General features: G+C 72.3%; 21 protein-coding genes and 1 pseudogene. 12 read left to right on the top strand and 10 right to left on the bottom strand.

All coding sequences use genetic code 11. The annotated features are described in order from the left end of the window. Positions 1–158 precede the first annotated feature (158 nt). The 3 genes and pseudogenes from hutH to N8I84_RS25025 all read right to left on the bottom strand — a co-directional run bounded on the left by hutH (position 159) and on the right by N8I84_RS25025 (position 3,959). A complete protein-coding gene (hutH, locus tag N8I84_RS25035; protein WP_263234878.1) occupies positions 159–1,697 on the bottom strand; it encodes a histidine ammonia-lyase in 1,539 nt (512 codons plus the stop codon). 118 nt (positions 1,698–1,815) lie between these two features. Continuing rightward, positions 1,816–2,902 (bottom strand): annotated as a pseudogene (locus N8I84_RS25030) (diguanylate cyclase domain-containing protein). 250 nt (positions 2,903–3,152) lie between these two features. Beyond that, complete coding sequence (locus tag N8I84_RS25025) at positions 3,153–3,959, bottom strand: enoyl-CoA hydratase/isomerase family protein (protein WP_200418992.1); 807 nt, start codon at positions 3,957–3,959, stop codon at positions 3,153–3,155. A gap of 230 nt (positions 3,960–4,189) precedes the next feature. Here N8I84_RS25025 and N8I84_RS25020 point away from each other — a divergent pair, with 230 nt between their 5' ends. After that, entirely contained in the window at positions 4,190–4,777 is a 588-nt protein-coding gene (locus N8I84_RS25020; protein WP_263231652.1) for a hypothetical protein, read from the top strand. Positions 4,778–4,809: 32 nt separating this feature from the next. Here the strand turns inward: N8I84_RS25020 and N8I84_RS25015 are convergent, their stop codons facing one another. Continuing rightward, complete coding sequence (locus N8I84_RS25015) at positions 4,810–5,949, bottom strand: adenylate/guanylate cyclase domain-containing protein (RefSeq protein ID WP_263231651.1); 1,140 nt, start codon at positions 5,947–5,949, stop codon at positions 4,810–4,812. A gap of 263 nt (positions 5,950–6,212) precedes the next feature. Continuing rightward, the gene (locus tag N8I84_RS25010) at positions 6,213–7,106 is read right to left on the bottom strand and encodes a biotin--[acetyl-CoA-carboxylase] ligase (RefSeq protein WP_263231650.1); all 894 of its coding nucleotides are present in this window, start codon (positions 7,104–7,106) and stop codon (positions 6,213–6,215) included. Positions 7,107–7,265: 159 nt separating this feature from the next. Between N8I84_RS25010 and N8I84_RS25005 the strand changes: the two genes are divergently transcribed. The 4 genes from N8I84_RS25005 (at position 7,266) to N8I84_RS24990 (ending at position 10,113) form a co-directional block, all read left to right on the top strand. After that, positions 7,266–8,849, top strand: coding sequence for an acyl-CoA carboxylase subunit beta (locus tag N8I84_RS25005; RefSeq protein ID WP_263231648.1), 1,584 nt, complete (start codon positions 7,266–7,268; stop codon positions 8,847–8,849). Between the two features lie 22 nt (positions 8,850–8,871). Continuing rightward, positions 8,872–9,078: an acyl-CoA carboxylase epsilon subunit gene (locus N8I84_RS25000; protein WP_103840056.1), complete on the top strand. Its 207-nt coding sequence runs from the start codon at positions 8,872–8,874 to the stop codon at positions 9,076–9,078. 263 nt (positions 9,079–9,341) lie between these two features. Then, positions 9,342–9,470 carry a morphogenic membrane protein MmpB gene (mmpB, locus tag N8I84_RS24995; RefSeq protein WP_263231646.1) on the top strand — a complete coding sequence of 43 codons (129 nt, stop codon included), beginning with the start codon at positions 9,342–9,344 and terminating at the stop codon, positions 9,468–9,470. A 22-nt stretch (positions 9,471–9,492) separates the two neighbouring features. After that, a complete protein-coding gene (locus N8I84_RS24990; RefSeq protein WP_263231645.1) occupies positions 9,493–10,113 on the top strand; it encodes a Maf family protein in 621 nt (206 codons plus the stop codon). A 46-nt stretch (positions 10,114–10,159) separates the two neighbouring features. Here the strand turns inward: N8I84_RS24990 and N8I84_RS24985 are convergent, their stop codons facing one another. Continuing rightward, the gene (locus N8I84_RS24985) at positions 10,160–10,693 is read right to left on the bottom strand and encodes a hypothetical protein (protein ID WP_263231643.1); all 534 of its coding nucleotides are present in this window, start codon (positions 10,691–10,693) and stop codon (positions 10,160–10,162) included. A 351-nt stretch (positions 10,694–11,044) separates the two neighbouring features. Here N8I84_RS24985 and N8I84_RS24980 point away from each other — a divergent pair, with 351 nt between their 5' ends. Further along, a complete protein-coding gene (locus N8I84_RS24980) occupies positions 11,045–12,817 on the top strand; it encodes an acetyl/propionyl/methylcrotonyl-CoA carboxylase subunit alpha (RefSeq protein ID WP_263231641.1) in 1,773 nt (590 codons plus the stop codon). Positions 12,818–13,011: 194 nt separating this feature from the next. Here the strand turns inward: N8I84_RS24980 and N8I84_RS24975 are convergent, their stop codons facing one another. Next, positions 13,012–13,956, bottom strand: a complete 945-nt coding sequence (locus N8I84_RS24975) for a DeoR/GlpR family DNA-binding transcription regulator (RefSeq protein ID WP_263231640.1) — start codon at positions 13,954–13,956, stop codon at positions 13,012–13,014. 201 nt (positions 13,957–14,157) lie between these two features. Then, the gene (locus N8I84_RS24970; protein ID WP_263231638.1) at positions 14,158–15,606 is read right to left on the bottom strand and encodes an NAD(P)H-quinone dehydrogenase; all 1,449 of its coding nucleotides are present in this window, start codon (positions 15,604–15,606) and stop codon (positions 14,158–14,160) included. A gap of 96 nt (positions 15,607–15,702) precedes the next feature. On the opposite strand from N8I84_RS24970, the gene N8I84_RS24965 reads away from it, so the two are divergent. From N8I84_RS24965 to N8I84_RS24955, 3 genes are all read left to right on the top strand, one after another. Continuing rightward, positions 15,703–16,143 carry a gamma-glutamylcyclotransferase gene (locus N8I84_RS24965; RefSeq protein WP_263231636.1) on the top strand — a complete coding sequence of 147 codons (441 nt, stop codon included), beginning with the start codon at positions 15,703–15,705 and terminating at the stop codon, positions 16,141–16,143. Positions 16,144–16,254: 111 nt separating this feature from the next. Beyond that, positions 16,255–17,079, top strand: a complete 825-nt coding sequence (locus N8I84_RS24960; protein WP_200418981.1) for a purine-nucleoside phosphorylase — start codon at positions 16,255–16,257, stop codon at positions 17,077–17,079. 284 nt (positions 17,080–17,363) lie between these two features. Further along, positions 17,364–18,995 carry a phospho-sugar mutase gene (locus tag N8I84_RS24955; protein ID WP_263231633.1) on the top strand — a complete coding sequence of 544 codons (1,632 nt, stop codon included), beginning with the start codon at positions 17,364–17,366 and terminating at the stop codon, positions 18,993–18,995. Between the two features lie 1,536 nt (positions 18,996–20,531). Here N8I84_RS24955 and N8I84_RS24950 read toward each other — a convergent pair. Further along, positions 20,532–21,230, bottom strand: coding sequence for a PH domain-containing protein (locus N8I84_RS24950; RefSeq protein WP_263231632.1), 699 nt, complete (start codon positions 21,228–21,230; stop codon positions 20,532–20,534). A 125-nt stretch (positions 21,231–21,355) separates the two neighbouring features. Between N8I84_RS24950 and deoC the strand changes: the two genes are divergently transcribed. From deoC to N8I84_RS24935, 3 genes are read left to right on the top strand one after another with little or no spacing between them, the layout of a single operon-like run. Beyond that, entirely contained in the window at positions 21,356–22,315 is a 960-nt protein-coding gene (deoC, locus tag N8I84_RS24945) for a deoxyribose-phosphate aldolase (RefSeq protein WP_263231630.1), read from the top strand. A gap of 5 nt (positions 22,316–22,320) precedes the next feature. Continuing rightward, positions 22,321–23,784, top strand: coding sequence for an aldehyde dehydrogenase family protein (locus N8I84_RS24940; RefSeq protein WP_263231628.1), 1,464 nt, complete (start codon positions 22,321–22,323; stop codon positions 23,782–23,784). Then, a complete protein-coding gene (locus tag N8I84_RS24935; protein ID WP_263231626.1) occupies positions 23,777–24,661 on the top strand; it encodes an aldehyde dehydrogenase family protein in 885 nt (294 codons plus the stop codon). Before N8I84_RS24940 ends, N8I84_RS24935 begins: the two co-directional genes overlap by 8 nt. A 112-nt stretch (positions 24,662–24,773) precedes the next feature. On the opposite strand, the gene N8I84_RS24930 is transcribed toward N8I84_RS24935, so the two are convergent. Continuing rightward, entirely contained in the window at positions 24,774–25,199 is a 426-nt protein-coding gene (locus tag N8I84_RS24930; protein ID WP_263231625.1) for a hypothetical protein, read from the bottom strand. Positions 25,200–25,301: the final 102 nt, after the last annotated feature.

Raw genomic sequence — 25,301 nt, 5'->3', positions numbered from 1 at the left:
GGCGTGACAGCACACCGGCGTGACAGCACACCGGCGTGACAGCGCACCGGGTGACAGCGCGCCGAATGACGGCGCGCCGCGTCGGAAGAGGTGGTCAGGCCTTATCCGGCGGGCGCCCCCACGCGGGGCCACCCCTGGGGCGGCCCCGCACCGGGTGCTCAGGCCAGCGGTCCCGTGACCGACTCCACCGCCGTGAGCAGACGGCCGTCGCGCAGGAACGCGTCCGCCGCCGCGAGGTCCGGGGCCAGGAACCGGTCCGGGCCGGGGCCCTCGGCGCCCGCCTTGCGCAGGGCGGTGATCGCCGCCTGGCTGGCGGGGGCCGGGGTCAGGCCCTCGCGCAGTTCGATGGCGCGGGTCGCCGCGTACAGCTCGACCGCGAGGACACGGGTCAGGTTGTCCACCGCCGTGCGCAGCTTGCGGGCGGCCGACCAGCCCATGGAGACGTGGTCCTCCTGCATCGCGGAGGACGGGATCGAGTCGGCCGAGGCCGGTACGGCGAGCCGCTTCATCTCGCTGACCAGCGCCGCCTGCGTGTACTGGGCGATCATCAGGCCCGAGTCGACGCCCGCGTCGTCCGCGAGGAACGGCGGCAAGCCGTGCGAGCGGTTCTTGTCGAGCAGCCGGTCCGTGCGGCGCTCGGCGATGGATGCCAGGTCCGCCGCCGCGATGGCGAGGAAGTCCAGCACGTACGCCACCGGCGCGCCGTGGAAGTTGCCGTTGGACTCGACACGCCCGTCGGGAAGGACCACCGGGTTGTCGACGGCCGAGGCCAGCTCGCGCTCGGCGACCAGGCGGGCATGGGCCAGCGTGTCCCGTCCGGCGCCCGCGACCTGGGGGGCGCACCGCACCGAGTAGGCGTCCTGGACGCGCGGCGCGTCGTCCTGGTGGTGGCCCGTCAGACCCGAGTCCTTCAGCACGGCCAGCATGTTGGCGGCCGACGCGCCCTGCCCGGGGTGCGGGCGGATGGCGTGCAGCTCCGGCGCGAGGACCTTGTCCGTGCCGAGCAGCGCCTCCAGGGAGAGCGCGGCCGTGATGTCGGCCGACTTGTAGAGGGTGTCCAGGTCGGCGAGGGCCATGAGCAGCATGCCGAGCATGCCGTCGGTGCCGTTGAGGAGCGCAAGGCCCTCCTTCTCGCGCAGCTCGACGGGGGCGATGCCGTGCTCGGCGAGGAGTTCGGCGGCGGGGCGTACGACGCCGTCGGGGCCCTCGGCCTCGCCCTCGCCCATGAGGGTCAGCGCACAGTGGGACAGCGGGGCCAGGTCGCCGGAGCAGCCGAGCGAGCCGTACTCGTGCACGACCGGGGTGATGCCGGCGTTGAGGATGTCGGCCATGGTCTGCGCGACCTCGGGGCGCACGCCGGTGTGTCCGGAGCAGACCGTCTTCAGCCGCAGGAACATCAGCGCGCGCACGACCTCCCGCTCCACCCGGGGGCCCATGCCGGCCGCGTGCGAGCGGACGATGTTGCGCTGCAGCTGGGTGCGCAGCTCCTGGCTGATGTGCCGGGTCGCCAGCGCGCCGAAGCCGGTGCTGACCCCGTAGACGGGGTCCGGCTTCGCGGCCAGTGCGTCCACGATCCCGCGGGCCGCCGCCAGGGCCGTCAGGGCTTCCTCGGAAAGCTCGATCCGGGCGTCCGCGCGCGCCACGGCGAGAACGTCGGACGCGGTCACCCCGGACGTCCCCACCACCACAGTGTGCATATCCATATTCAGGAGCGTACGCAGTGAATTCGAAGATGTCACCAGTGGGGTGCGGGTTCACCCCTTACCGACCTCCGGCGGCTCAGTGAAGGCCACGGAACCCGAGGTGTCCGGCGGCTCAGTGCCGGCCGCGGAACCTGCGGCGCTCCCCGGCGGGCGGCGGCTCGTCGGCCAGGCGCACGACGGGGTCGTCCGGTCCCTCGCGGCCTGCGACCACGGGCTTCGCGGCGTGCAGGGCCTTCGCCCGGTACTGGGCCGCGTCGGCGAGCCGGAACAGCCGGCGCGCCGAGCGCACCGGGCCGATCGGGTCCTGGGTGGAGGCGACCCCACAGGCGACACCGTCGCCGATCTCCAGTTCGGCGGCCCGGCGGCACACCTCGTCGGCGGCCCGCACCACCTCGTCGGCCGACGGGCCCACCGTCAGCAGGCAGAACTCGTCACCGCCGAGCCGGGCGACCAGCGCACCCGGCAGCATGGCACCGCACAGCGACAGCACCGACCCGAAACGTTCCAGCAGCCGGTCGCCCACGGCGTGTCCCTGCGTGTCGTTGACCCGCTTGAGCCCGTTGACGTCGCAGACGACGAGCGAGACCGCGACCCCGTCGGCCCGGTGCTGTTCGATCGCCTCCTCCAGACGCACGTCGACGGCACGGCGGTTGGCGAGGCCGGTGAGGGCGTCGGTGAACGCGAGCCTGCGGGCCTCCTCCAGGCGCTCGGTCTGCGCGATGCCGGCGGCCACCACGGAGGCGAGGACGGTGGCGAAGTCGGCGTCGTCGCCGTCGAAGACGGGCTCACCGGCCGGACGCGCCACATACAGCTCGCCCCAGGCGCGGCCGTGCAGCACCACGGGCGCGACGACACAGCAGCCCCGGCCGCGCCGGCGCAGCGCCGCGACCCGCTGGTGGCAGTACCCGGCGTGGCCCGCGGCGGCCCTGGGCGGTCTCCACCCAGGCGCTCGGGCCGCCGCCGCCCGCCCAGCGCTCGTGCAGGAACTCGGTGATCTCCGGGAACTGGTGCACGGGGTAGGCCTCGTGCTCGGGGAACTCCTCCTCCTCGGGCGCGCGCTCCCCCACGTTGACGAGGACCCGCAGCCGCCCGGCCTCCCGCTCCCACACCGACAGCGCGGCGAAGTTCCCGGCGAGCGCCCGGCACGCGCCCAGCGCGGCGGCCCGCCAGGCCTCGCGCGGAGTGTGCGCCGCCGCCATGCCCTGCGCCAGCGCCACCACGTCCCTCAGCCGACTGTCTTCAGCCACGGCTCCAGGCTAGGGCGTGTCCCGAAGGTCCCGCCTGCCTCGCGACGCCATGCACCCTCCCTCAAATTCTTCGAGCAAGGGGCCCCGGAGCAGGCACCTGACGCCGCGAGGCCCGCCCTTCGGGTGAACGACGGGACCTGGGCGACACACCCCGGGCCGTGTCGCGGAGCTTCGCGGCATCGCGACGCCTTCGCTCGTCCGCTTACTCCCCCGGCCACTGCGGCGTGCGCTTGTCGTTGAAGGCGGCCACGCCTTCCGCGCGGTCGCCGGAGAACGCCACCGAGCGCCATGCCGCGTCCTCGACCTCCAGACCGGTGCGCAGGTCCAGGCCGTGGCCGAGCCGCAGGGCGCGCTTCGCGGCGCGCAGGCCGACCGGGGAGTTCGCGGCGATACGGGCGGCGAGGGCGAGCGCCTCCTCACGGTCCCGGCCCTCCGGTACGAGGTCGTCGACGAGGCCCAGCTCCCGCGCCTCGGCCGCCTCCAGGCGCCGGGCCGTGAAGATCAGTTCCGCGGCGCGCGCGGCGCCCACGCGGCGGGGCAGCAGTTGCGTACCGCCCCCACCGGGGATGACCCCCACGGACACCTCGGGCAGCCCCACCACCGCCGTGGAGTCCGCCACGATCAGGTCGCACGACAGGGCCAGCTCGAAGCCGCCGCCCAGCGCGAAGCCGTGCACGGCGGCGATCGTCGGCATCGGCAGCTCCAGGACGCCGGTGTAGGCGGCGCGGGCGAGGGGGCGCTGGCGCATCAGGTCGGCGTCCGTGAAGGAGTTGCGCTCCTTCAGGTCCGCGCCGACGCAGAACGCCCGCTCGTGCGTCGACGTCACCACCGTCACCCGGGCGTCCCGGTCGGCGGCGAGGTGCGCGCACGCGGCGGCGATCGAGCGGGCCATGTCCGTGGACACCGCGTTCATCGCCTTGGGCCGGTCCAGCGCCAGCTCCGCGACATACCCGTGCCGCCGTACGACGACGTACTCGCCGAACCGCCGCTCGTCCCCCTGCTCCGCCATGACACCCTCCCGGTTAACGCGGGTTAACTACACGACGCCCCCGATCATCGCAGCCGAGGCGGCCCCGCGAAAGCCGCCGCGCACCTTCGGCGGGTGTGGGCCATTGACCGGCCCATGTCCCCGTTCGGGTGAATTCGAGTCACCTCCGCATCGCCCGCGCTCCTTCTCCACATAATCTGCGCACCGCTACGGCACTTGGGGGAGTGCGGGCGACCGGGGAGGGACGGGCGATGACGGACACGGCCACCGACGACACCACGACGACGGTGCACAACGGCTCCGGCCCCCTCTGGCTGCGTCCGGTGGGCCGGCACCGCAAACCCCGCCACCGGCGCATGGCGCTCGCCGTCGGCGGGTTCGCGCTCGCCGCCGGGGCCCTGAGTCTCGTACGCCTGGCACCCGAGTCGGTGACGGGCGGGGGCGGCACCGCGGAGGCCGAGCCCCGGATCGGCGCCGGCCAGACCGCGGTGACAGCCGGGGGCGTGCCGTCCAAGGGGGCCGCGGGGCCCGCGACGACCGCCTTCAGGGGAAGGGCGAGCGCGGTGCCGGCCGTGTCGGGCGACGTGAGCCCGTCCGGGCGTCCGGGTACGCCGGCCCCGCGGGTCACGGATCCGGCGACCGGCATCCCGGAGGCACCCCCGACCCCCACGGCTTCGCGTTCACGAACGCCAGAGCCTCCGGTCACGACGACGGCCGCGCCGCCGTCCGCCCCGTCCCCGACCGCGACCACTCGGGCACCTGCGCCGTCGGCACCCGCCACCACGGACCCCCCGGGCCTGTGCGTGCCGCTCGTGGGGCTGTGCGTCCACGGCCTGTGAAGCGCATGACCGCGAGGACGGAGGAGGAGCGCCTACGCCGGCCCGTCACGCCGGGTCAGCAGCCACGGCTCGATCACGCCGAGACCGCGCACCGGCCGCTGCCACATCGGCTGGAGAGCGAAGCGGTAGGTGGGCGGCTCCTTGCCCTCCTTCTCGGCGGCGGCCGCCGCCTCCGCGGCCTCCGTCTCGGAGGCTGGGGCCTCTGCCGTGCGGATCAGCTCCTCCGCGAAGTCGTGATCCACCAGGACGGCGTCGCGGGGCGCTATCGAGGTGAGCCGGCTCGCCAGGTTCACCGTCGTACCGAAGACATCGCCCATCCGGGTGGTGACCGTGCCGAAGGCGATGCCGACCCGCAGCTCCGGCATGGTCTCGTCGTTCGCCATGGTCTCGATCAGGCGCAGGGCGATCTCCGCGGCGATACCGGCGTCGTCCGCCGCGTACAGCACCTCGTCGCCGAGCGTCTTGATGAGCCGGCCGCCGTGCGCGGCGACCAGGTCGGCGGCGGTGGTCTCGAACGCCTCGACGAGTTCGCCGAGCTCCTCCTCCTCCATGCGGCGCGTCAGGCGGGTGAAGCCGACCAGGTCCGCGAAGCCGACGGCGAGGCGGCGGTCGACCATCTCCTCGTCGTCCGCGGCCTGCACCACCCGGCCGGTGGCGGCGGCGAGCTGGCGCCGCCAGACGTAGACGAGGAACTCCTCCAGTTCCGGCAGGAGCAGCTCGACCAGCGGGTACGTCACCTCGGTGCGGGTCATGCCGGGCTCGGGCGGCTCGGTCAGGCCCTCCAGGAAGGAGTCGATCTGCCACTCGGCCAGGCGGGCGGTGGTCTGCCCGGTGGAGCGGGCCACCTGTACGGCCATGGCCTCACTGAGCAGTCCCGCCTCCACGAGACCGGCCAGGCGCCGCAGGGCGAGGACGTCGGCCTCGGTCAGGGCCCTGGCCTGGCCTATGTCGGCGAAGCCCATGGCCCGCCAGAAGCGGGACGCCAGTTCCATCGAGACGCCCGCGCTGCGGGCCGCCTGGAAGGGGGTGTAGCGGCGCTCGGCCCCCAGGATGAGCTGCTCGAGGCGGAGCGCGAGGGGGTTCTCCTCGGACTCGGCGTGTGCGTCGCGCCCCGGTTCACCGTCGGGGGCGGGATGTACGCCCGTGCCCGAGCCCGTGTCGTCGACGGTCACGCGTGCTGCCCTTCCGATCTGCCGCGGTCAGGTATCGACCGCGGTCAACTCTACGGCAGGTGTGCGGTAGCTCACTCCCCAGCGGCCGTTACGTCCCCGGCGCCGGGTGCGCACCCGGCGTCGGGGTGACCGTTCCGGGGGCTCCGCCACAGGCCCCCGATCGACCTGAACGGCCTCGTCCTCAGACTCCCCCGAGCTCTTCGAGCAGGGGGACTCCCAGACGGGCCGAGATCGCCCGCCCCACGCCGAGCAGCACCGTCCCTTCAGGCCGACCGCAGGTGCACCACATCTCCGGCACCCACCGGCTCCTGCATCCCTTCCTCCGTCGCCAGTACGAGGCGTCCGTCACCGTCGATCGCCACCGCCTCCCCCGTGATCGAGCGGTTGCCCGGGAGTTCCGCGCGGACCAGGCGGCCCAGGGTCGCGCTGCCCGCCGCGTACGTCTCCTGCAGACCGCTCGCGGTCGGGTCGCCGTCCGCCGCGCGCCAGCGGCCGTACCAGTCCTCCAAGGAACGCAGTACCGCACGCAGCAGCGGGTCGCGGTCGGTGGTGCGGGCGCCCGCCAGGGCCAGGGAGCCCGCCGTGGGCACCGGCAGCTCGGCCTGGCGCAGGGTGACGTTGATGCCGATGCCGATCACGACCCCCGCGTTCCCGGCCCGCTCCGCGAGGATCCCGCCGGTCTTGCGCTCCTCCCCGCCCACGGTGACCAGCACGTCGTTGGGCCACTTGAGTGCCGTGTCGACGCCGGCCGCCTGCGCGAGTCCGGTCGCGACGGCGACTCCGGCCAGCAGCGGCAGCCAGCCCCAGCGGGCCACGGGCACCTCGGCCGGGTTGAGCAGGACCGAGAAGAACAGCCCGGAGCGGGGCGGGGCCGTCCAGACCCGGTCCAGCCGCCCGCGTCCCGCGTTCTGCTCCTCGGCGACCAGCACGGCGCCCTCGGCGGCCTGACCGGCCGTGGCGCGGGCGACCAGGTCGGAGTTGGTGGACCCGGTGCGCTGCACCACGTCGACCCCGGTCCACAGCCCGCCCTCGCGCACCAACCCCCGGCGCAGCGCGGCGGTGTTCAAGGGCGGGCGGTCCAGGTCGGACCAGCGGCTGCCACCACCCGCGGCACCGTTCGACCTGTCGTCAGCGTCAGAGGAATCTCGCGGCATCATGCAAGCCACCCTAGGTGTGGTAAACGCCGCACTGCCGATCGGTAGGCACAGCACTACGCTACGGATGAGTAACCGTTCCTTCTTCTGAGCACTTACAGCACGTACAGGTAGCACCTCACCCTCACGTCCCCACTTGAGCAGGCAGGGAGCCGCATCCCGATGTCCGAGCCGGAAGAGATCGACATTCACACCACCGCGGGAAAGCTCGCGGACCTGCAGCGCCGCGTGCAGGAGGCGACGCACGCCGGCTCGGAGCGCGCGGTCGAGAAACAGCACGCGAAGGGCAAGCTGACGGCCCGTGAGCGCATCGAACTGCTGCTCGACGAGGACTCGTTCGTCGAGTTGGACGAGTTCGCCCGGCACCGCTCGACCAACTTCGGGCTCGATAAGAACCGCCCGTACGGAGACGGTGTCGTCACCGGCTACGGGACCGTGGACGGCCGCCCGGTCGCGGTCTTCTCCCAGGACTTCACGGTCTTCGGCGGGGCGCTGGGCGAGGTCTACGGACAGAAGATCGTCAAGGTGATGGACTTCGCCCTGAAGACCGGCTGCCCGGTCATCGGCATCAACGACTCCGGTGGCGCCCGGATCCAGGAAGGCGTCGCCTCGCTCGGCGCGTACGGGGAGATCTTCCGGCGCAACACGCACGCCTCCGGTGTCATCCCGCAGATCTCACTCGTCGTGGGTCCGTGCGCGGGCGGTGCCGTCTACTCGCCGGCCATCACCGACTTCACGATCATGGTCGACCAGACCTCGCACATGTTCATCACCGGCCCGGACGTCATCAAGACGGTCACCGGCGAGGACGTCGGCTTCGAGGAGCTGGGCGGCGCCCGCACCCACAACTCCACCTCCGGCGTGGCCCACCACATGGCCGGGGACGAGAAGGACGCGATCGAGTACGTCAAGCAGCTGCTGTCGTACCTGCCGTCGAACAACCTCAGCGAGCCCCCGGCCTTCCCGGAGGAGGCGGACCTCACCGTCACCGAGGAGGACCGCGAGCTGGACACGCTGGTGCCGGACAGCGCGAACCAGCCGTACGACATGCACACGGTCATCGAGCACGTCCTGGACGACGGCGAGTTCTTCGAGACCCAGCCGTTGTTCGCGCCGAACATCCTCACCGGCTTCGGCCGGGTCGAGGGCCGCCCGGTGGGCATCGTCGCCAACCAGCCGATGCAGTTCGCCGGCTGCCTGGACATCGACGCCAGCGAGAAGGCCGCCCGTTTCGTGCGGACGTGCGACGCCTTCAATGTCCCGGTCGTCACCTTCGTCGACGTGCCCGGCTTCCTGCCCGGCGTCGGCCAGGAGCACGAGGGCATCATCCGCCGCGGCGCCAAGCTGATCTTCGCCTACGCCGAGGCCACCGTCCCGCTGATCACGGTGATCACCCGGAAGGCGTTCGGCGGCGCCTACGACGTCATGGGCTCCAAGCACCTGGGCGCCGACCTCAACCTCGCCTGGCCGACCGCCCAGATCGCCGTCATGGGCGCGCAGGGCGCCGTCAACATCCTGCACCGCCGCACGATCGGCGAGGCCGACGACCCGGAGACGACCCGGGCGCGGCTGATCCAGGAGTACGAGGACACGCTCCTCAACCCGTACGTCGCGGCCGAGCGCGGTTACATCGACGCGGTGGTCATGCCGTCGGACACCCGCCGCCACATCGTCCGCGGCCTGCGTCAGCTGCGCACGAAGCGGGAATCCCTTCCCCCGAAGAAGCACGGCAACATCCCTCTGTAACCCCGGGACTCCTGGAGCCGTCATGAACATCAAGGTCATACGGGGCAATCCGACCCCGGAGGAGCTGGCCGCCGCCCTGGCGGTGGTCCGCGTCCGCGCCGCGGCGGCGGCGGCCACGCCGTCCGGCGCGGCGCAGCGGGACTCCTGGGCCGACCCGGCCCGTGTCGCCGCCCACCGCGTTCCCCAGCCGGGCCCGACGGCCTGGGCCCGGACCTACTGGCCCGGCTGACCCGCGACCCCCGGCCATGTCCGGGGGCGCCACGCGCACGTCGGGCACGTCCGCGACGGCTTCCGAGGTCCGGCGCGCCCGGCACCTTCACGACGGCTTCGGCCGTCACCACGCACCCGCGTCGTCCGGTGCAGGTGACGGCCGAAGCCGTGTGCCGTGTGCCGTGTGCCGTGTGCCGTCGACAGACGTCCCGGCGGCCGGCGGCGGAAGTTGAGTACGGGTACTCAGGCGCCGCCGCGGCCGCCCGCCGGACGATGGAAGGCATGCTGTGGTCCGACCCCGAGAACGAGCCGCCCGACGAACTCCGCGAGACGCAGGAGATGTTGAGGCGGCTGGGGGTCCTCATGGCGCTGGCCATGGTGCTGGCGATGATCATCATCGGCACCAGATGAGGGCCGCCTATACGCTGAGCGCATGACCGATCAGCCGCGCCGCCGTCTCGTTCTCGCCTCCCAGTCCCCCGCCCGGCTCGGACTGCTCCGACAGGCCGGGCTCGACCCCGAGGTGATCGTCAGCGGGGTCGACGAGGACGCCGTCACCGCCCCGACCCCCGCCGAACTCGCGCTCGCGCTCGCCGAGGCCAAGGCCTCCGTCGTGGCGGCGAAGCCCGAGGTCAAGGGGGCCCTGGTGATCGGCTGCGACTCCGTGCTCGACCTGGACGGCGAGGCCCTCGGCAAGCCCTCGGACGCCGAGGAGGCGACGGCCCGCTGGAAGTCGATGCGCGGCCGGGCGGGCACGCTCCAGACCGGCCACTGCGTCTACGACACGCTCAGCGGCCGGTACGCGTCCGCCACCGCGTCCACCGTGGTCCGCTTCGGTGAGCCCACGGACGAGGAGATCGCCGCCTACGTTGCCTCCGGCGAGCCCCTCCACGTGGCCGGAGCGTTCACGCTCGACGGCCGCTCGGCGCCCTTCATCGACGGCATCGACGGCGACCACGGCAACGTCATCGGCATCTCGCTGCCCCTGATCCGCCGACTGCTGGCCGAACTGGGCGTGGGCATCACGGAGTTGTGGGCACCGCGGGAGCGGTGAACGGGGCGGGCCCGGGCTCTGTCCGGTCGACGTGCACGTGCGACGTTCAGGGGGTGACGGGCGCGGGGCCGCCGTCCTCCAGGGGGCCGGCCCGCTCCGGGGACTCGGCGGGCTCCGGGGCCTGCCGCGCGGCCCTGTCGCCGTCCTCCGGGCCGTCGCCGGCGGGCGGCGCACCGGCCGCCGCGCCCCCCGGGCGGTCGTACGTCATCAGGGTGAGCACGATCAGCCCGAGCACCACCATCATGAACCCGAACGCGCCCCAGCCGACCAGGCCCACCACGAACGCCCCGAGCAGGCCGTGCACCACCGCGGCGCTGATCAGCAGCATGCGCCAGATGCCGGACGGCGCGCGGTCGCGCACGGCGACCAGCAGGGCGGCCAGCCCGCACACCGCGAAATAGAGCCCGAAGACGACGCCGGCCGCCTTCGACGACACGGACATGGCGTGCGGATCGACGCCCCCCATGGACATGTGCTGGTGGTCGACGACCACTCCGAGGAACCAGTTCAGCAGCGCGACACCGAACGCCTCCACGAAGAGGACGATCGCCACGACCCATGCCACCGGTCTGCGGACCACCGGCCTCCACCCACCTTCGAGTGCCCTCTGGTTTCCTTCAGCATCGCGAACGCTACTAACGGGTAAACCTTCGGACAAGAGGTCCGGCAGGAGCAAAGATTCGTTGGGCCATTAGTAGGGACTCCACAAAGAAACACGACGGGCGGCGGGACTACTTCATAGAGACCTTGGCCACGTCGGAGGGCTAGGGTTTTCCGGTGGATTCCCATGTGCGGCGGTGCGACAAGGGACTTCGCAGGTTGAGTGAGCCTCGTTTCACGCTCCGTGTGGGCAAGCTCACCACTGGGGATGGGTCGAAACGTCGTGTCGGCAGTCCCTAAACTCGGCTTGTTTCAAGGAGAGGGAGCCAACGTGCGCAAGGTGTTGATCGCCAACCGTGGCGAAATCGCTGTCCGCGTCGCCCGGGCCTGCCGGGACGCCGGGATCGCCAGCGTGGCCGTGTACGCCGATCCGGACCGGGACGCCGTGCACGTCCGCGCCGCGGACGAGGCGTTCGCCCTGGGCGGTGACACCCCGGCCACCAGCTACCTGGACATCGACAAGGTCCTGCAGGCGGCCAAGGACTCCGGCGCGGACGCCGTCCACCCCGGCTACGGCTTCCTCTCCGAGAACGCGGACTTCGCCCAGGCGGTGCTGGATGCCGGGCTGATCTGGATCGGCCCGCCGCCGCAGGCCATCCGCGACCTGGGCGACAAGGTCGCCGCCCGCCACATCGCCCAGCGCGCGGGCGCCCCCCTGGTCGCCGGCACCCCCGACCCCGTCTCCGGGGCGGAGGAGGTCGTCGCCTTCGCCGAGGAGCACGGGCTGCCGATCGCCATCAAGGCCGCCTTCGGCGGTGGCGGACGCGGCCTGAAGGTCGCCCGCACCCTGGAAGAGGTCCCCGAGCTGTACGAGTCGGCGGTGCGCGAGGCGGTGGCCGCCTTCGGCCGCGGCGAGTGCTTCGTCGAGCGCTACCTGGACCGGCCGCGGCACGTGGAGACCCAGTGCCTTGCCGACAAGCACGGCAACGTGGTCGTCGTCTCCACCCGCGACTGCTCCCTGCAGCGCCGGCACCAGAAGCTGGTCGAGGAGGCCCCGGCGCCGTTCCTGAACGAGGAGCAGGTCGCCGAGCTGTACCGCGCCTCGAAGGCCATCCTGAAGGAGGCCGGCTACGAGGGCGCGGGCACCTGCGAGTTCCTGGTCGGCCAGGACGGCACCATCTCCTTCCTGGAGGTCAACACCCGTCTGCAGGTCGAGCACCCGGTCACCGAGGAGGTCGCCGGGATCGACCTGGTCCGCGAGATGTTCCGCATCGCCGACGGCGAACCGCTCGGCTACGACGACCCCGAACTGCGCGGCCACTCCTTCGAGTTCCGCATCAACGGCGAGGACCCCGGCCGCAACTTCCTCCCCGCCCCCGGCACGGTGACGACGTTCGCCCCGCCGTCCGGCCCCGGTGTGCGCCTGGACGCGGGCGTGGAGTCGGGATCGGTGATCGGCCCGGCGTGGGACTCGCTGCTGGCCAAGCTCATCGTGACCGGCCGCACCCGCAAGGAGGCCCTTCAGCGGGCCGCCCGCGCGCTGGAGGAGTTCCAGGTCGAGGGCATGGCCACGGCGATCCCGTTCCACCGCAAGGTCGTCACCGACCCCGCGTTCGCTCCGGAGGTGCACGGACAGGACGGTCCGTTCACGGTCCACACCCGCTGGATCGAGACCGAGTTCGTCAACGACATCAAGCCCTTCACCGCCCCCGCCGAGGCGGAGGCCGAGGAGGAGCCGGGCCGCGAGACGGTCGTCGTCGAGGTCGGCGGCAAGCGCCTGGAGGTCTCCCTCCCGTCGTCCCTGGGCATGTCCCTGGCCCGCACGGGCCTGGCGGCCGGCGCGAAGCCGAAGCGGCGCGCGGCCCGCAAGTCGGGGCCGGTGGCCTCGGGTGACACCCTCGCCTCGCCGATGCAGGGCACGATCGTGAAGGTCGCGGTCGAGGAGGGCCAGGAGGTCAAGGAGGGCGACCTGGTCGTCGTCCTGGAGGCCATGAAGATGGAGCAGCCGCTGAACGCCCACAAGGCGGGCACCATCAAGGGCCTGAGCGCCGAGGTCGGCGCCTCCGTCACCTCGGGTGCCGCCATCTGCGAGATCAAGGACTGACGGCACGGCCTGACCCACACGGACGGCACAGCGCCCGGCGGACCGGAGGAACCCGACCCGCCGGGCGCCTGCTTTCCCGACGGCTCTGAGCGAGCCGAGTCGTCCGACGGAGGAGGAGTCGGGCCGGACTGACGCCGTACGGCGCCGGCCACCCGGATCGTGGCCCTCGCGGGCCGAACACCTGCGACCGCGTGTCAGCGACGGCGCAGGTCCGCCACCCGGGCGCGCTCTCCCGGGGGGTGCTCGCCGAGAGCCGTGGCACTGCGGAGCTGTGGGCCGGGGGCCTGGCTGCGGCGGGGCCCGGGGAGGGGCACGTCCCGCCGTTGCCGGCTGCCCGCCGGGACCGGGTCCGCGGCCGAGGCTCCGGCGACCGCGATCTGCACGCCCTGGTCGGCCAGCGCCTGCAGTTCCGTCGCCGCGCGGTCGTCGTGCGCCGGGGGCTCGTCCGTCACCAGTCGGGTGATGACGTCCGTCGGCACCGTCTGGAACATCGTGTCCGTGCCCAGCTTGGTGTGATCGGCGAGCACGACCACCTCGGCCGCCGCCTGGACCAGCGCCCGGTCCACGGACGCGGACAGCATGTTCGACGTGGACAGACCGCGCTCGGCGGTGAGTCCGCTCCCGGAGAGGAAGGCCTTGGAGACCCTGAGACCCTGGAGGGACTGCTCCGCGCCGCTGCCGACCAGGGCGTAGTTCGAGCCGCGCAGGGTGCCGCCGGTCATGACCACCTCGACGCGGTTGGCGTGCGCCAGCGCCTGGGCGACCAGGAGCGAGTTGGTGACGACGGTCAGCCCGGGCACCCGCGCGAGCCGGCGGGCCAGCTCCTGCGTGGTCGTACCCGCTCCGACGACGATGGCCTCGCCCTCTTCGACGAAGCTCGCGGCGAGGTCGGCGATGGCCGTCTTCTCGGCGGTCGCGAGGTGGGACTTCTGCGGGAAGCCGGACTCCCGGGTGAACCCGCCCGGCAGGACCGCACCACCGTGCCGGCGGTCCAGGAGTCCTTCGGCCTCCAGTGCGCGCACGTCCCGCCGTACGGTCACTTCGGAGGTCTGGACGACGCGGGCGAGCTCACGGAGCGACACTGCCCCATTGGCCCGCACCATTTCGAGGATCAGTTGGCGACGTTCTGCAGCGAACACGAAACTGACAGTAACCCCAACGACCGTCTGCTTTCAGCAGTTTGCGCCGAATAACAGAAGTTGTTCGCACGGCAGGGCGGAAAGTGGTATAGGCGCCCGATCCATGCCCATCCGGGCCACCCCTGCCGTGAGCATCACCGGCCGCCCGCCGCGACCAGCCGCCTGACCTGCGGATCGGCCGGAAAGCGGGCGCCCGGGCCGTCAGCCTTCGCCCGATGTCTTCCGGGTGTGCAACTGTCGCGCCACCTCGGCGATCGAGCCCGACAAGGACGGGTACACGGTGAAGGCGTTCGCGATCTGTTCGACCGTCAAATTGTTGTCGACCGCGACCGAGATGGGATGGATCAGTTCCGAGGCGCGCGGTGCGACCACGACACCGCCGACGACGATCCCCGTGCCCGGGCGGCAGAAGATCTTCACGAAGCCGTCCCTGATGCCCTGCATCTTCGCGCGCGGGTTGCGCAGCAGCGGCAGCTTGACGACCCGGGCGTCGATCTTGCCCGCGTCCACGTCGGCCTGCGTGTAGCCGACGGTGGCGATCTCGGGGTCGGTGAAGACGTTCGAGGAGACGGTCTTCAGGTTGAGCGGGGCCACCGCGTCGCCCAGGAAGTGGTACATGGCGATGCGTCCCTGCATGGCGGCCACGGACGCCAGCGCGAAGACACCGGTCACGTCACCGGCCGCGTACACGCCCGGAGCCGTCGTGCGGGAGACCTTGTCCGTCCAGATGTGTCCGGACTCGCGCAGCTTGACCCCGGCCTCCTCCAGGCCCATCCCGCTGCTGTTGGGTATGGAGCCGACGGCCATCAGGCAGTGGGAGCCGGCGATCACGCGGCCGTCGGAGAGAGTGACCTCGACCCGGTCGCCCACGCGCTTGGCGGACTGCGCCCGGGAGCGGGCCATGACGTTCATGCCGCGGCGCCGGAACACCTCCTCGAGGACGGCGGCGGCGTCGGGGTCCTCGCCCGGCAGCACACGGTCGCGCGAGGAGACGAGGGTGACCTTGGACCCGAGGGCCTGGTAGGCGCCGGCGAACTCGGCACCGGTGACACCGGACCCCACGACGATCAGCTCCTCGGGCAGCTCGTCGAGGTCGTAGACCTGGGTCCAGTTCAGGATCCGCTCGCCATCGGGCTGCGCATCGGGCAGCTCGCGCGGGTGACCGCCGGTGGCGATGAGCACGGCGTCGGCGCTGAGCGTCTCCTCGCTGCCGTCCGCGGCGCGCACGACGACCTTGCGCGAGCCGTCCAGGGCCTGCATGCCCTCCAGCCGGCCGCGGCCGCGCATGACCCGGGCGCCGGCGCGCGTGACGGAGGCGGTGATGTCGTGGGACTGGGCGAGCGCGAGCCGCTTGACCCGTCGGTTGACCTTGCCGAGGTCGACCCCGACCACGCGAGCGGCCCGCTCGAGGGGCGGGGTGTCGTCGGCGACGATGATCCCGAGCTCTTCGTACGACGAGTCGAAGGTGGTCATCACCTCGGCCGTCGCGATGAGTGTCTTGGACGGCACGCAGTCGGTGAGCACCGACGCCCCGCCCAGACCGTCGCAGTCGACGACGGTCACCTCCGCGCCGAGTTGTGCGGCCACCAGCGCCGCTTCGTATCCGCCGGGTCCGCCACCGATGATCACGATCCGAGTCACGTACTCCATTGTCCCGCACCCTTCGGGCGGCGCTCCTCCTGGGGGCGGCCGGTGATGCTTCTGTTACGGCAGAGGCGCCCGAAACGCTGCCGTACCCTCGACTCCATGTCGCTCTACGCCGCGTACGCCGGCAACCTCGACGCGCGGCTGATGACCCGCCGCGCTCCCCATTCGCCGCTGCGCGCCACGGGCTGGCTGAACGGCTGGCGGCTGACCTTCGGGGGCGAGCACATGGGGTGGGAGGGCGCCCTCGCGACGATCGTGGAGGACCCGCTGTCGCAGGTCTTCGTCGCGCTGTACGAGATCGCGCCGATGGACGAGGAGTCGATGGACCGCTGGGAGGGCGTGGGCCTCGACGTCTACCGCCGGCTGCGCAGCGTCCGCGTCCACACGCTGGACGGCGAGGAGACGGCATGGGCGTACGTCCTCAACGCCTACGAGGGCGGCCTCCCCTCGGCCCGCTACCTGGGCGAGATCGCGGACGCGGCGGAGTCCGCGGGGGCGCCGCACGACTATGTGATGGAGCTGCGCAAGCGGCCCTGCTGACCCCTTTCAGCCCGTTTTTCTCCCTTTCTCCGAAAACGGCAAGACAACGATCGCATTGCCGTGACCTCCGTCATCTACGCGCGTAGGCAAAGACCGGCTACCCTCATGCGCGTGAACGCATCTCTTCTTCCGGACGACATCCAGGGCGACCCCTACGCCGCCGCCGACGCCGCCGCCGCGCGCCTGCGCGAGCTGACGGGTGCCGAGACCCACGATGTCGCCCTCGTGATGGGCTCCGGCTGGGCTCCGGCCGTCGACGCCCTCGGCGCCCCCGCCGCCGAGCACCACGTCACCGAGCTGCCCGGCTTCCCGCCGCCGGCCGTCGAGGGCCACGGCGGCAAGATCCGCTCGTACCGGATCGGCGACAAGCGTGCCCTGGTCTTCCTCGGCCGTACGCACTACTACGAGGGCCGCGGCGTCGCCGCCGTCGCGCACGGCGTCCGCACCGCCGTCGCCGCCGGCGCCAAGACCGTCGTGCTGACCAACGGCTGCGGCGGCCTGCGCGAGACGATGCGCCCGGGCCAGCCGGTCCTGATAAGCGACCACATCAACCTGACGGCGACCTCACCGATCGTCGGCGCCAACTTCGTCGACCTCACCGACCTGTACTCCCCGCGCCTGCGCGCCCTGTGCAAGGAGATCGACCCCACCCTCGAGGAGGGCGTCTACGCGCAGTTCACCGGCCCGCACTACGAGACCCCGGCGGAGATCCGCATGGCCCGCACCATCGGCGCGGACCTGGTCGGCATGTCGACGGTCCTCGAGGCGATCGCCGCGCGCGAGGCGGGCGCCGAGGTCCTGGGCATCTCCCTGGTCACGAACCTCGCCGCCGGTATGACGGGCGAGCCGCTGAACCACGAGGAGGTCCTGCAGGCGGGCCGCGACTCCGCCACGCGGATGGGAGCACTGCTGGCGCAGGTGCTGGAACGGCTGTAGGGCACCGTCGCACGGGGTGCCCTCCTCTGGGGGCTCCGCCCCCAGACCCCCGGGTCGGCCTTCGGTCTCGTCCTCGAACTCTCCCGGCCTCTTCGAGCAGGGGGACCCCCAGACGGGCTGACCTCGCCGGCCTGGGCCGAGAGGCGCGGACCGACATGCCGCCGCACCCGGCTCCCCCACCTGTCCGGCCGCCGTGCTGCACTGGACGGGAAAGCGATGCGCGACGCACCCGCCCGCTCCCCACACGCAACGCCACCGACCACACAACGAGAGGTTGACCCGACGTGCACGACGAACTCATCGCACGGGCCAAGGCGTGGCTGGCCGAGGATCCCGACGCGGACACCCGTGACGAACTCGCCAAGCTCATCGACGCCGAGGACCACGCCGAGCTCGCCACGCGTTTCAGCGGCACCCTCCAGTTCGGCACCGCCGGCCTGCGCGGCGAACTCGGCGCCGGCCCGATGCGCATGAACCGCTCGGTGGTCATCCGCGCCGCCGCGGGACTCGCCGCGTATCTCAAGGCCCAGGGGCACGGCGGCGGCCTCGTCGTCATCGGCTACGACGCCCGCCACAAGTCCGCCGACTTCGCCCGGGACACCGCGGCCGTCATGACGGGCGCGGGCCTGCGCGCGGCCCTCCTCCCCCGCCCCCTGCCCACTCCCGTCCTCGCCTTTGCCATCCGGCACCTCGGCGCGGTCGCCGGCGTGGAGGTCACCGCCAGCCACAATCCGCCGCGCGACAACGGCTACAAGGTCTACCTCGGCGACGGTTCCCAGATCGTGCCCCCGGCGGACGCCGAGATCGCGGCCGAGATCGACGCGATCACGACCCTCACCGCCGTCCCCCGCCCGGACGCAGGCTGGGACACCCTGGACGACAGCGTCCTCGAGGCCTACCTCGCCCGCACGGACGCCGTCCTCGCCCCGGACTCCCCGCGCATCGCCCGCACCGTCTACACGGCGATGCACGGCGTCGGCAAGGACGTCCTCCTCGCGGCCTTCGCCCGGGCCGGCTTCCCCGAACCGGTCCTCGTCGCCGAGCAGGCCGAACCCGACCCGGACTTCCCGACCGTCGCCTTCCCCAACCCGGAAGAGCCCGGCGCCATGGACCTCGCCTTCGCCAAGGCCCGCGAGACGGACCCCGACCTGGTCATCGCCAACGACCCGGACGCCGACCGCTGTGCCGCCGCAGTCAAGGACGGCAGCGACTGGCGCATGCTCCGCGGCGACGAGGTCGGCGCCCTGCTCGCGGCCCACCTGGTCCGGCGCGGCGCGCACGGCACTTTCGCCGAGTCGATCGTCTCCTCCTCCCTCCTCGGCCGCATCGCCGAGAAGGCGGGCCTGCCGTACGAGGAGACCCTCACCGGCTTCAAGTGGATCGCCCGTGTCGAGGGCCTGCGCTACGGCTACGAGGAGGCGCTCGGCTACTGCGTCGACCCGGACGGCGTACGCGACAAGGACGGCATCACCGCGGCGCTCCTGATCACGGAGCTCGCCTCGCAGCTGAAGTCCGAGGGCCGCACGCTGCTGGACCTCCTCGACGACCTCGCCGTCGAGCACGGCCTGCACGCCACCGACCAGCTCTCGGTCCGCGTCCAGGACCTGTCGCTCATCGCCGCCGCGATGCGCCGCCTGCGTGAGCAGCCTCCGACCGCGCTGGCGGGGCTGCCCATCACGAAGTCGGAGGACCTCACCCAGGGCACGGACATGCTCCCGCCCACGGACGGCCTGCGCTACACGCTCGACGGCGCCCGCGTGATCGTCCGCCCCAGCGGTACGGAGCCCAAGCTCAAGTGCTATCTGGAGGTCGTGGTCCCGGTCGCGACGCACGCCGACCTCCCGGCGGCCCGGGCGAGGGCCACCGAGCTGCTGGCGTCGATCAAGCGCGACCTGTCGGCGGCGGCAGGCATCTGACCTGTCCCCGCCGGGGGTGCGCGGCCGGGGGGCTTCGGCTCGCCGGGGGTTGTGAGGTGGCCGTTGGGCCGCTCGCTTCTTGGTCAGGGTCGTGCTTCCGCGGGCCGAGTCAAGGGCGCTGCACTCCGCTGCGCTGCGTTCCGCGTCGGCTGCGCCGATGGCCCTTCGGGCCACCCTTGACTAGTCCCGCTCCAGCACGGGGGAGAAGCGAGCGAGCGGCCCGGAGGAACGGGTGCCCAGGCCGGGCGACCTGCGCGTGGGCTGCGCTGTACTCGGGGTTCGGGGTTCGGGACGCGATCGCATCTCGCCTGCACGCCGGGTGGGTTCAGCGGCATACGGCGGGTAGCGGATGCGCGATCGCAACTCGCATGCACGCCGGCCCGGCAAAGCGGCAGACGGCCGATAGGGGTTCGCGATCGCATCTCGCCCGCACGACGAGTGGGTTCAGCGGCTGACGGTGCGAAGGCGGGAACGCGACCGCGGATCGGCGGCGCATCGGCGGACTTGGTGCTCACGGTGCGTGGGCGGACGGACCCGGCCCCGTCGGCTCACACGGCATGCAGATGGGGAGGGGAGCGCAAGGGCAAGCGGCGACCGGCGGCACATGCGCAGAGCCGCCATGCCGGGGACCGCCACTCACACGGACCCGACCGCCACCCCCAAAGGAGGGCCAACCCCAAAGGAGGATGGGAGACCGTCACGCTCGCAGGGCGAGGGCAGTGTCTCTCCCGCGAAGTGCGACAGATGACGCGGATGTGTTGCACTCTCCGCACACACACCACCCACCACCCACCACCATCAACCGGCCGCACGCCGCTTCGCCGATCCGGCGTGCCCACCCACCACCATCCACCGGCAGCCGCACGCCGCTTCGCCAGCCCGGCGAGCCTCCCACCACCATCAACCGGCCGCACGCCGCCTTGCCGGCCCGGCGTGCCCACCCACCACCATCCACCGGCAGCCGCACGCCGCTTCGCCAGCCCGGCGAGCCTCCCACCACCATCAACCGGCCGCACGCCGCTTCGCCGATCCGGCGTGCCCACCCACCACCATCCACCGGCAGCCGCACGCCGCTTCGCCAGCCCGGCGAGCCTCCCACCACCATCAACCGGCCGCACGCCGCCTTGCCGGCCCGGCATAACCACCCACCATCCATCCATCCACCGGCCGTATGCCGCTTTGCCGGCCCGGCGTGCATGTGAGGCGTTGATGCGTCCGCCCAGCCACCGGGCACAAGCCGGACGACAGGCTCCTTGAACCCCGCCGGCCCCCCGTTCCATCCCCGGCCGCTCGCTCGCTTCTCCCCCGTGCTGGAGCGGGACTAGTCAAGGGTGGCCCGAAGGGCCATCGGCGCAGCCGACGCGGAACGCAGCGCAGCGGAGTGCAGCGCCCTTGACTCGGCCCGCGGAAGCACGACCCTGACAAAGAAGCGAGCGGCCCGACAGCCACCCCGGCAACGGACGTCCACCGATCCAACCCCCGGGGCAGCCCACCCCGCCCCCGCCTCAAGAGCTCACCGCGCGCAGCCCGCCCGGCTCAGCCCACCGCCAGCAGAATCGCCAGCACCACCGCTCCCGCGACCGCCGGCCCCGCGATCTCGTAGGCCCAGCGGACCGTCACCTCACCCTGAGCCGTCTCCTCCGGCTCTCGGGTCTCGTGCAGCTGACGCAGGTCATCCATGATCTGGTCGGTGGTGGCGCGGGCGGGACCGGTCGGGCCGGCGGGGCCCACCGAGCCGGCGTCCAGTGCGCCGGGGCCGAAGGGCCGAGGCCGCAACAGCCGGTCCTTCCCGCGATCCCCGGCCCCGGCGGCCCGCGCCTGCTGCCGTGCCGCCCTCTTGCGTGCCCGCATCGACACGGGCACCGCCCACAGCTGGTACTTGGTGCCGGACTTGGCGATGACCTCGTTCGAGTAGCCGGACCGCAGGGCGGCGACCTGGCCCCAGGGCAGGACGATCACGCGGAAGGGGTTGCGGATGCGCAGCCGCTCGTCGTTGGCGTACACGGCCGGCCGCAGGGTGAAGGCGACCACCAGCGGCACGACGAGGATCATCGCGGCGAGCGCCAGCCACGGGGTGCGGCCGTGGCCGGTGAACAGCGCGTCGAAGCCGAGCCACGCGACGATGGCGAGCAGCAGGACACCGCCCGCGATGCCTCCGGACGACCGGTGGACCCGGTCCCTGAACTCGGGGGCCGGCGGCTGCGGCGCTGGTGACTCGTGCTCGGGCGTCGTCATGGTCCCGATTCTGCACGACGGGGCCGGCGCGGTCGTGGGCGGTCTCGTCGGCATTGCGTCGGCGTTGCGATGCGCACACGGGGGTGTACAGCCGCTACGCGCGTAGATATGCTCGGCTGGTGACCATGCCCACCACTGCACCCACAGCACACGCCCTGTCGGACGTCACCGCGTCCGACAGTACGCTGCGCCGCTTCCTCCACGGGCTGCCCGGCGTCGACGCGGTCGGCCTCGAGGCGCGCGCCGCCTCGCTCGGCACCCGATCCATCAAGACCACCGCGAAGGCGTACGCCATCGACCTCGCCATCTCGATGGTCGACCTGACGACGCTGGAAGGCGCGGACACCCCCGGCAAGGTCCGGGCGCTCGGCGCCAAGGCGGTCCACCCCGACCCGACGGACCGTACGACCCCGACCACCGCGGCGGTCTGCGTCTACCCCGACATGGTGGCCGTCGCCAAGGAGGCCGTCGCGGGCTCCGGCGTGAAGGTGGCCTCGGTCGCCACCGCCTTCCCGGCCGGCCGTGCCGCCCTCGACGTGAAGCTGGCCGACGTGCGTGAGGCCGTCGCCGCGGGCGCCGACGAGATCGACATGGTCATCGACCGCGGGGCGTTCCTCGCCGGCCGGTACCTGAAGGTGTACGACGAGATCACCGCCGTGAAGGAGGCCTGCGGGACGTCCGCCCGCCTGAAGGTCATCTTCGAGACCGGCGAGCTGTCGACGTACGACAACATCCGGCGCGCGAGCTGGCTCGGCATGCTGGCGGGCGCCGACTTCATCAAGACCTCGACGGGCAAGGTCGCGGTCAACGCCACGCCCGCCAACACCCTCCTCATGCTGGAGGCCGTGCGCGACTTCCGCGCGCAGACCGGCGTCCAGGTCGGCGTGAAGCCGGCCGGCGGCATCCGCACCAGCAAGGACGCGATCAAGTTCCTCGTCCTGGTCAACGAGACCGTCGGTGAGGACTGGCTGGACAACCACTGGTTCCGCTTCGGCGCCTCCTCGCTGCTGAACGATCTGCTGATGCAGCGTCAGAAGCTGGCCACCGGCCGCTACTCCGGCCCCGACTACGTGACGGTGGACTGATCACCATGGCATCCGCATTCGAGTACGCACCGGCGCCCGAGTCCCGCTCGATCGTCGACATCGCACCCTCCTACGGCCTGTTCATCGACGGCGAGTTCACCGAGGCGGCCGACGGCAAGGTCTTCAAGACGATCTCGCCCAGCACGGAAGAGGTGCTGTCCGAGGTCGCCCAGGCCGGCGAGGCCGACGTCGACCGAGCGGTGAAGGCCGCCCGCAAGGCGTTCGAGAAGTGGTCGGCTCTGCCCGGCTCCGAGCGCGCCAAGTACCTGTTCCGCATCGCCCGCATCATCCAGGAGCGCAGCCGCGAGCTCGCGGTCCTGGAGACCCTGGACAACGGCAAGCCCATCAAGGAGACCCGCGACGCCGACCTGCCCCTGGTCGCCGCGCACTTCTTCTACTACGCGGGCTGGGCCGACAAGCTGGAGTACGCCGGGTTCGGCCAGAGGACGACAAACGGGCACAGCGGCTCGAACCCGCGTCCGCTGGGCGTCGCCGGCCAGGTCATCCCCTGGAACTTCCCCCTGCTCATGCTCGCGTGGAAGATCGCCCCGGCGCTGGCCACCGGCAACACGGTCGTCCTCAAGCCGGCGGAGACGACCCCGCTGTCCGCCCTGTTCTTCGCGGACATCTGCCGCCAGGCAGGCCTGCCCAAGGGCGTCGTCAACATCCTCCCCGGCTACGGCGACACCGGCGCCGCTCTCGTCGCGCACCCGGATGTGAACAAGGTCGCCTTCACCGGCTCCACGGCCGTCGGCAAGGAGATCGCCCGCACGGTGGCGGGCACGGAGAAGAAGCTCACGCTCGAACTGGGCGGCAAGGGCGCCAACATCGTCTTCGACGACGCACCCGTAGACCAGGCCGTCGAGGGCATCGTGGGCGGCATCTTCTTCAACCAGGGCCAGGTCTGCTGCGCGGGCTCCCGCCTGCTGGTCCAGGAGTCGATCCACGACGAGCTCCTCGACTCCCTCAAGCGCCGTCTGTCCACGCTCCGCCTGGGCGATCCGCTGGACAAGAACACCGACATCGGCGCGATCAACTCCGCCGAGCAGCTGGCCCGGATCACCGCGCTCGCCGAGCAGGGCGAGGCGGAGGGCGCCGAGCGCTGGTCCCCTGCCTGCGACATCCCGGAGAGCGGCTACTGGTTCGCCCCGACCCTCTTCACGAACGTCACCCAGGCCCACACCATCGCCCGCGACGAGATCTTCGGCCCGGTGCTCTCCGTCCTGACCTTCCGCACGCCGGACGAGGCGGTCGCCAAGGCGAACAACACGCAGTACGGCCTGTCCGCCGGCATCTGGACGGAGAAGGGCTCCCGCATCCTGGCCGTCGCGAACAAGCTGCGCGCCGGTGTCGTCTGGTCCAACACGTTCAACAAGTTCGACCCGACCTCGCCGTTCGGCGGCTACAAGGAGTCGGGCTTCGGCCGCGAGGGCGGCCGCCACGGCCTGGAGGCGTACCTCGATGTCTGACCGACTCAGTGTGTTCAAGACCTACAAGCTGTACGTCGGCGGGAAGTTCCCGCGTTCCGAGAGCGGCCGGGTGTACGAGGTGCAGGACTCGAAGGGCAACTGGCTGGCCAACGCTCCGCTGTCCTCCCGCAAGGACGCCCGCGACGCGGTGGTCGCCGCGCGCAAGGCGTTCGGCGGCTGGTCCGGCGCGACCGCCTACAACCGCGGCCAGGTCCTCTACCGCGTCGCTGAGATGCTGGAGGGCCGGCGCGACCAGTTCGTGCGCGAGGTGGCCGACGCGGAGGGGCTGTCGAAGTCGAAGGCGGCGGCGGTCGTGGACGCGACCATCGACCGCTGGGTCTGGTACGCGGGCTGGACCGACAAGATCGCCCAGGTGATCGGCGGTGCCAACCCGGTCGCGGGCCCGTACTTCAACCTCTCCTCCCCCGAGCCGACGGGCGTGGTCGCCGTACTGGCCCCGCAGGAGTCGTCCTTCCTCGGCCTTGTCTCGGTCGTGGCCCCGGTGATCGCCACCGGCAACACGGCGATCGTGGTCGCCTCCGAGAAGGCCCCGCTGCCCGCTCTGTCGCTGGGCGAGGTGCTGGCCACCTCCGACGTCCCGGGTGGTGTCGTGAACGTCCTCTCCGGCCGTACGGCGGAGATCGCCGCGCCGCTGGCCGCGCACCAGGACGTCAACGCGATCGACCTGGCCGGCGCCGACGACGTCCTGGCGAAGGAGCTGGAGATCGCGGCGGCGGACAACCTGAAGCGCGTTCTTCGTCCACAGCCTGTGGATTACTTCGAGACGCCCGGCATCGAGCGCATGACGGCCTTCCTGGAGACGAAGACGGTCTGGCACCCGACGGGTTCGCTGGGCGCGTCCGGTTCGTCGTACTGACGCCGGTCCGCGGGGCGGCCGGCGGACCGACCGCTCCCACAGACAGCAGAGCCGCGCTTTCCCCGTCCGGGGAAGCGCGGCTCTGCGTCGGTGGCCGCCGGCCGGGAAGCGGTCAGTGCAGCGCCCCGACCACCTGCCCGACCACCGGCACACTGCCGAGCGACTCCGCCTCGGCCACCGGCCGGGTCAGGGACCGGGACGACAGCTGCTTGAAGTCGGCGAGTTGGGTGGCGACGCCGTTGTCGAGCGGGTCGACGCCCGTGCCGGCGAGCGGGTTGGGCTTCAGGCCCGCGAGCGGCCCGGCCGCGTACCGCACGGGCCCGGTGACGTACCCCACGGTCCCCGTCAGTGCCGACACCCCTGCCTGCGGGTCGACCTTGCCGAGCGACGTGGGCCGGGTCCGCATCACGTCGGCCAGTGGGCCGCCGTCCGCCGCCGACGCCGAGGCGGCGCCCGCCCCCAGGGCGACGCCCGCGGTCGCGAGAGCGACGAGCGCGCGCTGGGCGGTGGGGGACTTGGGGGAGGCGTGTCGTGCCATGGCTGCTGCCACCTTCTTGCTGCGAAACGTGAGAATGTCGCCACGCAGCGTAGTTGAGGTGTGATCTGCGCTCCAAACGTCGACCCGCGGGGTCCGCAAGGT

It is taken from the genome of Streptomyces cynarae (genome assembly GCF_025642135.1).
In the GTDB taxonomy this organism is placed as follows: domain Bacteria; phylum Actinomycetota; class Actinomycetes; order Streptomycetales; family Streptomycetaceae; genus Streptomyces; species Streptomyces cynarae.
The sequence above is the reverse complement of the archived record's forward strand: the minus strand, read 5'-3'. Positions and strand labels throughout refer to the sequence as shown.